General features: G+C 63.5%; 14 protein-coding genes and 1 pseudogene. 2 read left to right on the top strand and 13 right to left on the bottom strand.

The features are described from left to right. Window positions 1-7: 7 nt before the first annotated feature. The 11 genes from QCE62_RS16705 to QCE62_RS16655 all read right to left on the bottom strand — a co-directional run bounded on the left by QCE62_RS16705 (window position 8) and on the right by QCE62_RS16655 (window position 10,411). Complete coding sequence (locus tag QCE62_RS16705; protein ID WP_309920543.1) at window positions 8-847, bottom strand: ABC transporter permease; 840 nt, start codon at window positions 845-847, stop codon at window positions 8-10. Beyond that, window positions 834-1,658, bottom strand: a complete 825-nt coding sequence (locus QCE62_RS16700) for an ABC transporter permease (RefSeq protein WP_309920540.1) — start codon at window positions 1,656-1,658, stop codon at window positions 834-836. Before QCE62_RS16700 ends, QCE62_RS16705 begins: the two co-directional genes overlap by 14 nt. A 33-nt stretch (window positions 1,659-1,691) precedes the next feature. Beyond that, entirely contained in the window at window positions 1,692-2,828 is a 1,137-nt protein-coding gene (locus QCE62_RS16695; RefSeq protein ID WP_309920538.1) for an extracellular solute-binding protein, read from the bottom strand. Window positions 2,829-3,022: 194 nt separating this feature from the next. Beyond that, window positions 3,023-4,558, bottom strand: coding sequence for an AMP-binding protein (locus tag QCE62_RS16690; protein WP_309920535.1), 1,536 nt, complete (start codon window positions 4,556-4,558; stop codon window positions 3,023-3,025). Between the two features lie 105 nt (window positions 4,559-4,663). After that, window positions 4,664-5,794, bottom strand: coding sequence for an LLM class flavin-dependent oxidoreductase (locus QCE62_RS16685; RefSeq protein ID WP_309920533.1), 1,131 nt, complete (start codon window positions 5,792-5,794; stop codon window positions 4,664-4,666). 28 nt (window positions 5,795-5,822) lie between these two features. Then, complete coding sequence (locus QCE62_RS16680) at window positions 5,823-6,971, bottom strand: acetyl-CoA acetyltransferase (RefSeq protein ID WP_309920531.1); 1,149 nt, start codon at window positions 6,969-6,971, stop codon at window positions 5,823-5,825. Next, window positions 6,968-7,390 carry an OB-fold domain-containing protein gene (locus QCE62_RS16675; protein ID WP_309920528.1) on the bottom strand — a complete coding sequence of 141 codons (423 nt, stop codon included), beginning with the start codon at window positions 7,388-7,390 and terminating at the stop codon, window positions 6,968-6,970. Before QCE62_RS16675 ends, QCE62_RS16680 begins: the two co-directional genes overlap by 4 nt. A gap of 41 nt (window positions 7,391-7,431) precedes the next feature. Next, complete coding sequence (locus tag QCE62_RS16670) at window positions 7,432-7,986, bottom strand: flavin reductase family protein (protein WP_309920525.1); 555 nt, start codon at window positions 7,984-7,986, stop codon at window positions 7,432-7,434. 45 nt (window positions 7,987-8,031) lie between these two features. Next, a complete protein-coding gene (locus tag QCE62_RS16665; RefSeq protein ID WP_309920523.1) occupies window positions 8,032-9,426 on the bottom strand; it encodes an amidase in 1,395 nt (464 codons plus the stop codon). Between the two features lie 13 nt (window positions 9,427-9,439). Next, window positions 9,440-9,826 carry a nuclear transport factor 2 family protein gene (locus QCE62_RS16660; RefSeq protein WP_309920521.1) on the bottom strand — a complete coding sequence of 129 codons (387 nt, stop codon included), beginning with the start codon at window positions 9,824-9,826 and terminating at the stop codon, window positions 9,440-9,442. Between the two features lie 303 nt (window positions 9,827-10,129). Next, window positions 10,130-10,411, bottom strand: coding sequence for a LysR substrate-binding domain-containing protein (locus QCE62_RS16655; RefSeq protein ID WP_409017864.1), 282 nt, complete (start codon window positions 10,409-10,411; stop codon window positions 10,130-10,132). On the opposite strand from QCE62_RS16655, the pseudogene QCE62_RS16650 reads away from it, so the two are divergent. Then, window positions 10,401-10,494: pseudogene (locus QCE62_RS16650) on the top strand (hydrolase); the annotation flags it as partial. The gene QCE62_RS16655 and the pseudogene QCE62_RS16650 sit on opposite strands and share 11 nt — an antisense overlap. Before the next feature lie 685 nt (window positions 10,495-11,179). Continuing rightward, on the top strand, window positions 11,180-11,446 hold the full coding sequence (locus QCE62_RS35290) for a DUF3331 domain-containing protein (protein ID WP_404987416.1): 267 nt from the start codon (window positions 11,180-11,182) through the stop codon (window positions 11,444-11,446). Window positions 11,447-11,541: 95 nt separating this feature from the next. Here the strand turns inward: QCE62_RS35290 and QCE62_RS16645 are convergent, their stop codons facing one another. Next, window positions 11,542-12,723 (bottom strand): porin, encoded by a 1,182-nt coding sequence (locus tag QCE62_RS16645; RefSeq protein ID WP_309920518.1) that lies wholly within the window; start codon window positions 12,721-12,723, stop codon window positions 11,542-11,544. Window positions 12,724-12,775: 52 nt separating this feature from the next. Further along, a complete protein-coding gene (locus QCE62_RS16640; protein WP_309920514.1) occupies window positions 12,776-14,119 on the bottom strand; it encodes an MFS transporter in 1,344 nt (447 codons plus the stop codon). Window positions 14,120-14,126 lie beyond the last annotated feature (7 nt).

Genomic DNA, 14,126 nt, shown 5'->3' with positions numbered 1-14,126 from the left:
TCGGGCGTTAGCGCGGCACTGTCTTCGGCCGAGCGAGGCTCTGGTAGCCGTTGACGATCAACGCGACGAAACTGATGGCCAGCAAGACGGTGGACACGGCCGCGATCTTCGGCGTCAGATCGAATTGCAGCGCGGTGAACATCTGCACCGGCAGGGTCACGGCATTCGGGCCGGACAGGAACAGCGCAATGACCACTTCGTCAAAGGATCCGATGAAGGCGAAGATCGCACCGCCGACCATGCCCGTGCGAATGACGGGCCAGTAGACATCCACCAGCAGCGCGGTTGTCGTGCCGCCGAGACTGCGCGCCGCCCGATGCAGCGCGGGGTCGAGTCCCGCCAGCGAGGTCTGCACCGAGACGAACACATACGGCGTGACAACCACACTGTGCGCGAACGCAATCGACACCCAGTTCGAACCGAGATTCAGCGTCGACGAGAACAGATAATCCGCGAGCGCGAGCACGACCACCGGCACGAGCAAGGGCAGCATGATCAGCGTGGAGAAGAAGCTCCTTGCGGGCACATCGTTGCGATGCAATGCCAGCGCCCCGCCGGTGCCGGCCGTCACGGCGATCACGGTGGCGAGCAGCGCCACCTTGAACGACGTCAGTGCCGATGCCACCCATTGCGTATCGCGCAGCAGATCCGCGAATGCATGGCCGGACCAGCCGTCCGGCGGAAACATGAGGATCTCGCCGCTCGTCATCGACATCGGCACGATGATGAGGATCGGGCCCAGCAGGAAGACGAAGATCGGCAGGCACGCGATCAACAGCAGCGCATGGCCCGAGAGCCCGATGCGCGGCGCCTTGAAGGCCGGCGCGTGCAATTCAAATTTTTCCATACTGACCTTCCTTCGGAATGGAGTGATAGAGCGCGATGAGGAACGCCGTCGCAACCAGAATCACCAGGGCCAGCGCGGACGCCATCGGAAAGTCGATGATCTGATGCGTGTAGAAATCGACCAGGTTCGCGACCATCATTTCGCGCGGGCTGCCGAGCAGCACCGGCGTGATGTAGAAGCCCAGGCAGATGATGAACACCAGCAGACCGCCTGCATACAGGCCGGGCCGGGTCAGAGGCAGCGTGACGGAGACCACCGTTCGCCAGCCCGGCGCACCGAGGCTCCTGGCGGCGCGATACAGGCGCGGATCGATCGCGAGCATCGAGCTGTAGATGGGAAACACCGCGTACGGAATGACGTAATGCACCATGCCGATGACGACCGCCAGCCGCGTATGCAGCAGCGGCAACGGATGCGAGACGATCCCGAGGTGCATCAGCGCGAGGTTGATGACGCCGTTGTCCTGCAGCAGCGCGGACCACGCGAAGTTCTTGATCAGCGCGGCCGTCCAGAACGGCAACAGGATGGCCGCCATGATCCACGCCCGCGCACGCTCGCCCGACTGCGCGAGCAGCGCCGCGATGGCATAGGCGAGCAGCACGGCGACAAGGGTCGTTTCGAGAGAAATTACCAGCGTGTTCTGCGCGATGCGCAGGAAGATCGGCGAAGCGAACAGGTCGCCGAACGTGCCCAGCCCTTTCTTGAAGCTCAACTGGGCAATCATGAGGATGGGCGTGGCCGCGGCCAGTCCGTAGAGGATCAGGACCGGCGTCAGCATCAGTGACTGGGTGAGGTTGAAACGTCGAGGCATGGCCAGATTCCCTTGGTCGGTTCGTGTCACTCGCTACGACAGCTGCCACGCCTTGAAGGCCGCGGCAACCTGGGGCAGATTGCTGGCCCAGTAGTCGTCTTCCTCGTAGAACACCTTGGCGCGCACGTCAGGATTGCTCGGCAGCACGGCCTTGACATCCGCCGCACTGGCCGGCAGCAGCGCCTCGATTCCCCGGATCGGCACCGGATAGGACGTGATGGCCGTGAACTCCGCCGCGCGTTCGGGATGGGTCGCGATGTAGTTGAGCAGCGCGAAGGCTTCGGGCTTGTTGCGGGCATTGCGGATCACGCCGAGAAAGTCTCCCGCGACCGCCGCGCCGTCGAGCGTGAAGCCGATGTTCGCGCCCGAGCGGTTCGCCATGATCGAGCGCCCCACGTACATGCCGGCGAGCACGCACTCGCCCGACGTGAGCCGTTGCACCGGCTCCTGATTGGTGGAAGCCCACACGATGTTGTTCCGGCCGAGCTTGTCGAGGCTCTTGAAGGCGCGTTGAATGTCGAGCGGATAGAGCTTCGACGGCGGCACGCCGTCCGCCTGCAAAGCGGCTTCGAGCGAGTGTCCGTTTGTATTCACGGTGATCAGCGAACGCTTGCCGGGATACTTTTGCGTGTTCCAGAAATCGGCCCATGACTTCGGCGCGGATGCATCGGGGATCTTGCGGCGATCCCAGGCCATGCCCCACACATACGCCGCATAGCCAAAGCCATGGGTCTTGACGTACTCGGGCAGCAGCCGGCTCGTATCGACCTGCTTCGGGTCCATCGGCAGAAGCATGTCCTGACGGGTCGCGATGCTGAACTCCGGGCCCGTCAAGTCAACGATGTCCCATTCGGCACCATTCGGATTCATGGTTTGCAGCTTCGCCAGCGACAGGCTCGCGTTGACACCGAGATTCACCTTGATGCCCGTCTCCTTTTCGAACGGTTCGAGCCACGCCTTTTTCAATGCATCGCCGTAACTGCCCCCGTAGGACGCGATATTCAGTGTCCGGCTCTGCGCTGCCGCACTGCGGATCAACGCGCCCGACGTCGAGAGCACGAATCCGGCCGCGGCGGCTTTCAGCACGCGACGGCGGCCCGTCTGCGCGTCATTCATTTCATCGGTGAACTGCGTGCTGCTGTCTGCGGCATGGCGGGTCCGTCGGGTCATTGGACAGTCTCCAGTTGGGCGACTTGAAGCAACGGGCACGTCTGCGCGTCAGCGCGCACCGTTGCAATGAAGCGGAAAGAAAGCGCGTCGTTACTTGTTATACGTTCAGCAAGATAATGGCGCGCGGAATGCCGGCAATCCAAGCCTCCGGACGGAACACGCGCGGGTGCGCCTCCGTCCGGAGTCAGAAGGACTCAACTCGCCTGCAGGTACGAATCGATGACAGAGCGCTTCTGGATCTTGCCGGTCGGTCCTTTCGGAATCTCGTCCCAGATCTCGACCGTCTTGGGTATCTTGAAGCTGGCAATCTTGTCGCGGCAGAACGCGCGCACGTCGTCGGGCGTGAGGCTGAATCCGGCGCGCACCGAGACGACGGCGTGAATGCGGTCGCCCCACTTTTCATCGGGCAAACCCACGACGCAGACTTCACGAACGGCTTCGTGCTCGGCAATCACGTTTTCGATCTCGGTCGGAAACACGTTGTAGCCGCCGGTCTTGATGCGGAACTTGGCACGGTCGCTCAGGTAGAGGTAGCCGTCTTCATCCTGCCGGGCGATGTCGCCCGTGCAGAGCCAACCGTCCTTCACCGCTTCGGCGTATTTCTCGGGCGCGTTCCAGTAGCCCGAGGTCACGAACTCGGTCCGGATCAGCAGTTCGCCCACTTCGCCGGCCGGAACGTCGCGCATCTCGTCATCGACGATACGCACGTCCACGTACGGCAAGGGCCGCCCCGCCGATGACAGCAGGCCCGGACGCTCCCGGATCGCCAGCTCGTGCTCGGACGGAAACAGCATCATCGACATGCCCATCAGTTCCGTGGTCCCGTACATCTGGAGCAGCTTGCCGCCCAGCACGCGCGCGGCTTCGCGGACCATCGAGGGCGGCAGGGGCGAGGCGCCGTAACCCCATTGACGCATCGAGCTCAGGTCGAAATCGGACGCCCGGCCCGACGTCACCAGTGAGGCGAGCATCGTCGGCACGAGCACGGTGATGGTGGTCTTCTCCTGCTGGATCAGCGCGAGCGCCGCCGCCGGATCCCAGTCCCCGACGACGACCGTCTTGGACCCGTGCACGACATTGCGCAACAGATGCATGATGGGCACGCCGCTCGCGGGCATGGCATGCAGCCAGACATCGTCATGGTTCGCACCCTCCGCGAGCGCGATGGCCTGGGTCGAGCGCAGCATCGCCTCGTGCTGGTACACGGCGCCCTTGGGCAAGCCCGTCGAGCCGGTCGTGTAGCAGATCATCAGGTGATCGTTCGGCGTGTGCGGCAGCGGGTCGCTGCCCGCGGCCTGCGTGAGGCACTCGGTGTAGTCGAGCAGGAACGGATGGCCGTCGTGCATGCCGATGACAACCGGCTTCTGCGCGCTCTCGAGAAGCGCGGCTTCGACCATCGCGCCGTAGCGGGCATGGACGAACAACACGGCCGGCGCCGAGTCATCGACCAGCTGCGCGAGTTCCCGTGCGGCAAGACGGCCGTTGAGTCCCACGCGCAATGCGCCGATCTTCGCGCAGGCATAGAAGACCTCGGCGACTTCGACGCAGTCGGGCGACACGATGCCCACGCGATCGCCCGACGACACACCCAGTTCGCGCATGTAGCGCCCGAGTGCATCGCTGTTCAGATGGATGTCCTGCCAGGTCGTGCGACGTCGGTGATCGACGTAAGCAGGCGCACTGCCGCGCACCCGCGCGTGCCGTTGGACAAGTTGCCCGAACGTATTCATCGATTGCTCCCAAGGCTTGAATGCGTGGCCGCGCATGCGTCATGCGCGCCGGGTTGACGACTCCGCGCGGGATGCCGCAAGCGGAGTTTCGTGTGCCGCTGTCCGTCAGTCTTTCGGAACCTTTGCGATGACTGCGTCCGCAAAGGCCTGCAAGGAGCCGCGTTCGAGCTCGTCGCCGAAGTAGTTAATGTGATGCCAGACAAAAAACTCGTCTACTCCGTACTTTTCATGCAGGCGCATGACGTCGTCGAGCACGGCCTGCGGCGAACCGGTCCACACGCGGCCCATCGGCACATGGTAGGGAGGCGCATCGTAGGCATAGTTGAAGAGCTCGATGAAACCTTCCTTCATTGCACGCTCTTCAGCTTCGGTGCGGCCCATGACCAGATGTCCGCCGATCGCCAGCACGTCGCGCGGCGCGCTGTTGCGCCCGGCCGTGTGCGCGGCTTCCAGACAGGCGTCGAGCACGATCGGCATGAACTCCTCTTTCTCGGGCCGCACGAACGACACCATCTTGCCGCCTTCCGCACCCCAGAAGCGCGCGGTTTCGACCGAATAGCTGAACGGCGCGTAGATGGGCGGATACGGCGTCTGCAAGGGACGCGGAGTAATCCCGACCTTGCGCAGGATGCCTTCGCCATCGACCGCATCCGCGCCCCAGTCGCGCGTCGGATTGAATTCCCACGGCACCGGCTCCGGGACTTTCCAGAACTCGCCCTGGAACGAGGTCAGATCGTCCATCCACAAGGACTTCACGATCTTCCAGTTCTCGTACAGCGCCCGGCGATTGCGCTGGTCCGCTTCCGACCGGTCGGATTCCGCCGACAGGATGTTGAGATGCTGTCCCATCGTCGCGGTCCAGCGCGCGGTATTGCCGCGCGAGAAGCCCGCGAAGGCACGGCCGCCCGTCATCTGGTCGAGCATCGCGATATCTTCCGCGACCTTGATCGGATTCATGGCCGTCAGGTTCATGCCCAGCTGCCCGACGCGCATCTTCTTCGTGTGCTGCGCGACGAAGAGATTCCACATCAACGGATTGGTCGTGGCCTCGACGCCTTCCACCTGGAAGTGATGTTCGGTCATGCAAAAGCCGTCGTAGCCGAGTTCCTCGGCGAACACCATCTGATCGCGCACCGCGTGCATCATGTGCTGGAAGCGCTGCGGATCACGTCCCGCGAGCGCGACTTGCTCGCCCCGCTGCCGCATGAAGGGGATGGCCAGCAATGTGAATTTCATTTTTCAGTCTCCATGTTGCATTTCGAAGTCAGACGGTGGTCCCGGCGCCGAGGATCGTCGTGCACTGATGCGACAAGGTGCCCCCGTTACCGTGTGCAATCGCGATCTCGGCGCCGTCGACCTGGAAGCCCCGCGCATCGCCTCGTACTTGCCGCGCCGCCTCGATCAGACAGAACAGGCCGTACATGCCCGGATGAACGCAAGACAGGCCGCCGCCGTTCGTGTTGACGGGCAATGTCCCGCCCGGTCCGATCCGCCCGCCCTCGACGAACGCGCCGCCTTCGCCTTTCCGGCAAAAGCCCAGGTCTTCCAGGAACAGGATGGTGTTGATGGTGAATGCGTCGTACAGCTCGACCACATCCACCTCCTCAGGCGTGATGCCTGCCATTGCATAGGCGCGTGCACCGCTTTCCGTCGCGGCCGTGAGGGTCAGGTCCGGCATCTGCGAGATCTCGCGATGCCAGTGCGCCCCCGCCACACCCAGCACATAGGCGGACTTCATGCCGCGCGCCCGCGCCCGTTCCGCCGACATCAGGATGACCGCCGCCCCGCCGTCCGACACGAGACAGCAGTCGTAGCGCGTCAGCGGATCGCAGATCATCGGCGCCGCGAGCACCGTTTCCCGCGAGAGCTCCGCGCGCGAGGTGGCCTCGGGATTCAGCTGCGCCCAGCGCCGGGCCGAGACCGCCACGTCGGCCAGTTGCTCACGCGTCGTGCCGTACTGGTGCATGTGCCGGGCTGTCGCCATGGCGTAGCCGGCCATCGGCACGGGGAGTTCGTAGAGCGCTTCGAAGCGCGGCGTCTCGATCAGACCGTTCAGGTTTCCGCTCGAGCGGGCGTTGCTGCCGTACGCGATGAGCACCGTTTCGCACAAGCCCGCGTTGATCGCGAGCGTCGCCTGCAGCACGTCCGACATGAACGATGAGCCGCCGACGGATTCCGAACCCGACCACTTCGGCCGGATGCCGAGATACTCCGCGGCGGACAACGAAGGCAGGAAGTGATAGAGCGTGCTCGCGCATACGCCATCGATTTCATCCAGCGTGATGCCGGCATCGTCGAGCGCCGCACGGGTGGCCTGGGCCATCAGTTCGAGCGAACTCCAGCCCGGCACTTTGCCGAGCGCCGAATGGCCCGTGCCCACGATGGCCGTACTGCCGCGCAAGGAATCGATCACGAGCGGTCTCCTTGTGACGGTGCGGGCGGTGCAAGCGGTGTGAACGCCACGACAGGACAATCGGGCTCGGCGCTCGACCACGAGCGCGTGAGAATGGTTGCCCGAACCGGCATGGCAATGGAAACGCGCTCCGGCTCGACATCGACGAGCCGCGACAAGATGCGCGGCCCTTCATCCAGATCGATCAGTGCAATCGTGTAGTCGCCGCCGCGTTCAGCGGGGCGACGCATGTGCGTGCAGGAATAGACCACGCCGTCACCGGACGCCTCGACCCATTCGAAGTCGTCCATCGTGCCGCGGGCATGCAGCGCGCGCGGATAGAACACATGGTCGTGGCTGGTGCGGTGTCGCTGCAGCATGAACTTTCCCTGCTTCAGAAAAGCGAAGAATTGCGCTTCCGGTCCGAGTTCGTGATTCATGAGATGTCGTGTGATGGCGCGGGGATGCGTCAGGGGCGCGGCTAGCGGGCCACGGAGGCGGAGACGGCCCGTTGCAGGGGCAGGCCTTTGCCGTGGAATTCGCGGAATCCGTACAGGAGCGGATTGCCGTTCGAGAGCAGCCGGATGCCCTGCACTTCGCCGATGAACACCGAGTGCGACGCAACGGGCACTTCCTTCAGCACGCGGCAGGACACATTCGCGAGCGCGCCGCTCAACCACGGCAGGCCGTCCTGCTCTTCCCACGCGCCGCCGTTGATGAACTTCTGCTCGGCTTCGTCGGCGCTCTTGGCCGAGCGCGAGAAGACCGTGGCGACGTCCAGTTGCGAATCGGCGAGCATGTTCACCGAGAACGCGCCGCTTGCACGGATCAGTTCACAGGCGCGTGCGTTGTGGTTGATCGAGATCAGCATGGAAGGCGGCGAGTCCGACAACGAACACACGGCCGTGGCCGCAAGGCCCGCGCGCAAGCCGCCGAACTGCGACGTCACGATGGTGACGGTGGTCATGTGACGCTGGAAGCAGGCGCGAAAATCGTCCTGGATGCTCGGCGCGGTGAGGTGTTCATTGCCCATCATTTACTCTCCTTCGCAGACTCATGGCAGTGCGTGTCATCGTGGTGTTCATAGCTCCGGGCAGGCTTCGAACGGGCCCGTGAGATCCTCGAAAAGTCTGGCGAGCCGCAGCACGCCGATATCGTCATAACGCCTGCCGACGATCTGCATGCCGATCGGAAGGCCGTCCACAGTCTTGCCGCACGGAACCGATATGGCTGGTTGTTCCGTGAGGTTGAACAGAAAGGTGTTGCACCAGGGATCGAACAAACGTGTCTCGTCGGGCGCGGCGCGCTCCGCCGCGAATGCAGCGGTCGGCGTGGCGGGCAGGATCAGGAAGTCGGCATCATCGAGCAGCGCCATGGCCTGCTCGCGCAGCGCCAGCAAGGCCTGCATCGCGTCGATCACGGACTCGGCGGACTCGCCGGCGCTGGCGCGCGTCCATTCGTACAACAAGGGAGACAGCGGCTGCCGCTCCGGTGCGTGCTGGTTCAATTCCGCAAAGCAGCGCGCGCGATAGAAGCGTTCCGCGGCCTCCACCTGTTCATGCGCGAAGCGGGCGGGCCGTTCCTCGATTGAGGCGATGCCCGCTTGTTCCAGCCGCCCGGCCGCTGCCCGGACCGCTTCCACCACTTCGGCGTCCGGACTCAGCCCGAAGCCCAGATCGGTCACGAGATGGATGCGGACGTGCTCGGCCGGCTGCTTCGACGCTTCGCGGTACGACTGTCGCGCAGGCGGCAACGCGCTGAAGTCGCGCCGGTCGGGCCGGGCGATGCAGTCGAGCATGAGGGCGACGTCCGCCACGCTTCGCGCCATGGGTCCGGCGACCAGCGCGGGGCTCACTGGCGGGTAGTAGGGAACGCGGCCATACGAGGGCTTCAGCCCGACCAGTCCGCAGAAGGATGCCGGCAACCGGATGGAACCCACGATGTCGGTGCCGAGGGCGAGCGGATGCAGGCCCGCTGCCACCGCCGCCGCGGCGCCGGAACTCGACGCGCCCGCCGATCGCGACAGGTTCCACGGATTGCGCGTGACGCCGAAGCGGGAACTGACGCTGCCCGCGAGGATGCCGTAGTCGCACATGGTGTTCTTGCCAAGCAGGATGGCGCCGGACTCACGCAACCGCGCGACAGACGGGGCGTCGAACGTCGCTGTAGTGCCGCCGTCGGCTGTGCAGGCCGATCCGCGATAGCCCGGCATGCCAGCCACCGGCAACGCGTCCTTCACCGTCGTGGGAATGCCGTCCAGCGGACCGAGCGCTGCGCCGCGCCGCCATCTTTCTTCCGAGGCGCGGGCCGCATCGAGGGCTTCGTCCGCGGCCAGCCAGTAGATCGCGTTGATGCGCGGATTGAGCCGTTCGATACGCGTCAGCGCGGCCCGCGTCACCTCGACCGGCGACAGATGCTTCCGGCGATACGCTTCCGCCAGGTCGGTAGCGGACAGAAAGGCGAGTTCGTCGTTCATTCGATGACCCGCCTCATCCCTGGACGACGTTCTTGCGATACGAATCCTTCACCTGGATTCGTCCGTCCCTGAACTGGAACAGATCGCATCCGCGTGCCTCGACGCGGCTTCCGTCCCGCTTCGTGCCGGTGAAGGTCCAGTAAGAAACACCGCGGTCGCCGTCGACGAAATGCCGTGCGTCGTTCCAGCGCGCATCGGGAAAGGTTTCCCAGATGGCTGCGTAGCTGCGGCGGACCGCCTCGCGTCCTTCATGACGTTGCCCGAACGGATGCGGCCCCGCCGAGGTGTCGAATACGCAGTCGTCGGTCATGAAGCTCATCAATGCGTCGGCGTCGTGGGCGTTCCACGCAGCCGCGAAGGCTTCGAGCATCTGCATCAATGCGCCGGATTCGTTGCTCATCCTTTTCCGCTCCCGTCAGGCGGCATGACGCGCTGCCGCCTTCTCCGGCAGCCCGCCATCATCCCGATTCAATATTTGTTGAACGTATAACAAGGATATTGCCGGGTTTCGGGTCTGTCAACTGTGTCAAAAAACGGGGATGGGACAGTCAGGCGCGTGCCTGGAACGGGCAAGGCTGCAGCGAGCCGACGCGCGAGGTGAGGAAGAATTGCAGGCTTCCGAACTGCTCATGACAGCGGGAAGGCTCGGCAAGTGGCGGGGGGATGATGCGTCTCAAAGGGGATGGGGTAGACGCGTGGCCTGCTACCGGCATGAACCGGGACGCCGGCGAACGGGCGCGCTCGCCGGCCTTTGCTTTCGTGCGAATGTCCGTGAGACGCGAATTTTCGCCGTGGGATGTTGACCCGCCGGGCGAACGACATAGATCCCCGCGGCAGGCGGCGGAAACCGGCACATCACAGGCACGAGCGCACCGGAAGCGACATGTTCGTTGGTCACGCCGTCGGGGATAAAGGCAATGCCCAACCCGGCCACTGCGGCTGCAACGAGCGCGCTGGCGTTGTCGGCCTTGAAGACTGGCCGCAAGCAACTGATCGTTGCGGGCCTGTGGACAGAAATCTGCGTGGCATTGCCTGCGATCCAGGCACTCGGCGAAGGCGCGACGGTGATCAACGTCCAGGACTACGATCGCGGCGTGTTCCTGTCGTTCGTCACGCTGGCAACCGGCGAGCTCTGGCGCATGACCGGCACCATGATTGTGACCCGGCCGACAGAAAGAATCGCGGACGATCGCCCGGCGCACAACAAGGCGCTCGTGCTCGACGCCATGAAAGCATTGTTCCAGCGTCACGATCCCGCCGCAGTAGAGCGCTTCTATGCACTCGGCCATGTTCAGCACAACCCGTACATTCGCCAGGGACGCGACGAACTTCGCGCACTTGTCGCCAAGCTGTCGCCGGACGTGTGCTACGAGCCCGGCATAACGGTCGCCGAGGGCGACTTCGTGCCATTCATGATGGCATTCGCGGTTGGGCACCCACACCGCTGGTGGTCGTTGATCACTCCCGTGTCGAAGATGGCAAGCTTGCAAAGCACTGGGACGTGCTGCAAGACGAAGCGCCGGCCTCGGCAGCGCTCAGCGGCACATCGATGTTCGATCCCGAAGAGTGCGCTTCGCAAATCAGACGGGCGGAAGTTTGATTGACGTTGCCCATTTCTAGCGTCTGGAGCGCCGTGATCTCCGAACTGTCACGGCCTGTTCGAGGAGCGCTCACAACGTCGGGTTAAGGCAACGCGCCGGACAATCGCAGGCAGGCGATCGGCACGAGTCGCCCCCACCCTCTCCTCGACAACGTGACAATCGGGTTGATCGAATGGACGGACTCGCGATCCGTCATCCTGTCCTGGCGCGGCGCGACGACCGGAGACTATGCAGAGCAAGTCTGGAAGCTGAATAAAGCGAGAAAGCCGGGTCGATGCGCGTTATCGGGTTGCGCCGTGCGAAGAGGTGATCCTGTCTTTCGCCCGTCGTGTCGAAAACGGAATCTGCCCGGCAACGCGGAGTATGTCGTCTGCGAACATGCGATGCGCAGGTTCTGCATTCGGTCATCCGGCAAATAGCGGCACACTGCCGAATCGCACCACGAGCTAGTCCCGCACGCCAATCTCCACGTTTTCCGCTTCGCGGAGATGGCGCGCCCGCATTCATCCATCGATCAGAACTTATGGCGAAGACCGATACGCACCAAAGCTTGATGATCATTGCTGGACGGCGAACTCTGATTGTTGATCGACGCCACCGCCGCACGATTGCGCGAGTCTGTACCTGACGCTTTCTGATAAATGCCGAGCAGCGATATGTCGGTCCGCTTCGACAGGAAGTAATCGAAGCCGATATCGCCTTGATGATACGTCGCGCCTTCGTTGCGGCCGCTTGCCGACGTCACGCTGCCGCCATCCGTGTAGCTGTACGCCGCGCCGATCAGCAACGCGGGCGTCAGTTGATACTTGGCGCTCAATTCCGCGCTGTTGAATGTCGCGTTGCCGCTATAGCCCGAAGGATTCGGCCCGCTCGACGTGTTGCCGAGTCCCTTGAACGCGATGTTCGAATACGTCGCACCCAGCGTTACCGCGCCGATGTTATACGCCGCGCCGGCGCTGATGACCTGATAGGTATGCGCCGACAGATAACCGCTGAACACCGGATAGACCGAATTTGCTGTTGTCGCTGAAGGCGTGCCCGAGGTCGAGTTGCCAAAGAAGCTCACGTTCGGATTGCGTGCATTGATATAGCCGACGCCAAGCGTCAGCGGCCCGCTTGCGTAGCCTGCCCCAAGGGACCAGATCTGGTTGCGCGTAGTATCGCCTGCGACGCCGCCGAGACTGTACATGGCGCCGAACGAAAAGCCGCCGTACGAAATGCTCTTGAACTTGACGGCGTTGTTCGTACGGTACGCGTTGTTGAGGTTGTCCAGATCAGCCGGATGCGCGCCGATATTGCCCGCCCATTGCGCGCCCACTTCGAGCGGTCCGACGAAGTCGACGCTCAAATCGTATTGACGCCCCAGCGTAATCGTTCCAAACGGGCTCGACACGCCGACGAACGCCTGGCGGCCAAACTCCAGACCGCCCTGCCCCAGCTTGCCGGTGCTCGGATCGAAACCGTTCTCCAGGGTGAAGATTGCCTTCAGCCCGCCGCCGAGGTCCTCGACACCCTTCAAACCCCAGCGGCTGCCGGACAGCACGCCGCTTTGCATCGCGTAGGAGCGGTTGCCATTCATGTTGGTATTGAACGTCAGCCCTTCGTCGATGACGCCATAAAGCGTCACGCTGCTTTGGGCGTGGGACATCGTGGACAGCGTCATGCAAGCCGCGCCGAGCGCAAGCGTCTTTTTCATGCAAGTCTCCTGACTGTACTGATAAGAATAGTGATGGCGGGAAGCCGCGCGCTCAGCGCGCCACTTCGAGGCGACGGATCTTTCCGGTGATGAAGAGATAGGTGATCGCGCCGATCAACCCATGGGCCGCGACGAAGTACATCGCGCCGGTGAACGAGCCCGTCAGCTGCAACGCATAGCCGATGACGATCGGCGTGACGATGCCCGAGATGCTGCCGAACAGATTGAACAGGCCGCCCGCCAGTCCGACGAGATGCGGCGGCGCGGTGTCCGAGACCACGGCCCAGTTCACGGCCGCGAGACCCTTGCCGAAAATCGCGAGCGACATTAGCGCAACCACGGTATAAGGCGATGCGACGAAATTGCACAGCACGAGGCTCGACGCGAGCAGCATGCCAATCACGAACGGCGTCTTGCGCGCCAAACTGACGTCAAGGCCGCGACGCAACAGCGAGTCCGACAGATAGCCGCCCGCGATACCGCCGATGAATCCTGCCATCGCCGGCAGCGTCGCCAGGAAGCCGACTTCCACGATGTTCATCCCGCGTCCCTTGACCAGATAAATCGGGAACCACGTGATGAAGAAATACTGCAGCGACGTCAGGCAATACTGGCTGAGATACACGCCGAGCATGAGCCGGCTCTTCAGAAAGAAGCGCACCGCGCCGAGATCGACACTGCCTGTCTCGAGCGCCTTCTTCCCGTTCGTACCGAGGTTCGCACCGCCTTTGCGCAGATAGTCGAGCTCGGCGGCATTCGCGCGTGGATGCGCCTGCGGCTGATGCATCACCTTGAACCAGACCATCGCCAGCACGAGACCCAGTGCACCCATGATCCAGAACACACTCGGCCAGCCGGCCTTGTGCACGAGAAAGCCCATCAAGGGCACGAAGACGACGACCGCGATGTACTGCGCCGAGTTATAGATCGACGTCGCGAGGCCGCGCTCGCGGACCGGAAACCACGCCGCGACGATGTGGCTGTTCGCGGGCGACACCGGTGACTCGACCAGACCCAGCAGAAAGCGCAGTACGAACAATCCGGCGATGGCGGCCGCCGTCGAAAGCGTGCCGAGAAAGCCCTGCGCCACCGTACACAGGGACCACAGTACGAGACTGATGCCGTAGACCTTGATCGAATCAAAACGGTCGAGCAGCCAGCCCGCAGGCAGTTGCGCAAGCACATAGGCCCATGCGAACGCCGAGAACACATAGCCGAGCGCGACCGGTCCGATCCCAAGATCCGCCGACATCGCTGAGCCGGTGATCGACAGATTCGCCCGGTCACCCAGATTGACCGCGCTGGCGATGACCAGCATCGCGAGCACCGCGTAACGCACGGAGGTGCGCTGCGTCATCGCTACGCCCGCGGCGACGCTTTCGCTTTTCATTTGCATGTCTCCT

This window comes from Caballeronia sp. LZ033 (assembly GCF_031451265.1).
Lineage (GTDB): Bacteria > Pseudomonadota > Gammaproteobacteria > Burkholderiales > Burkholderiaceae > Caballeronia.
This window is presented reverse-complemented; position numbering and strand designations above follow the sequence as displayed.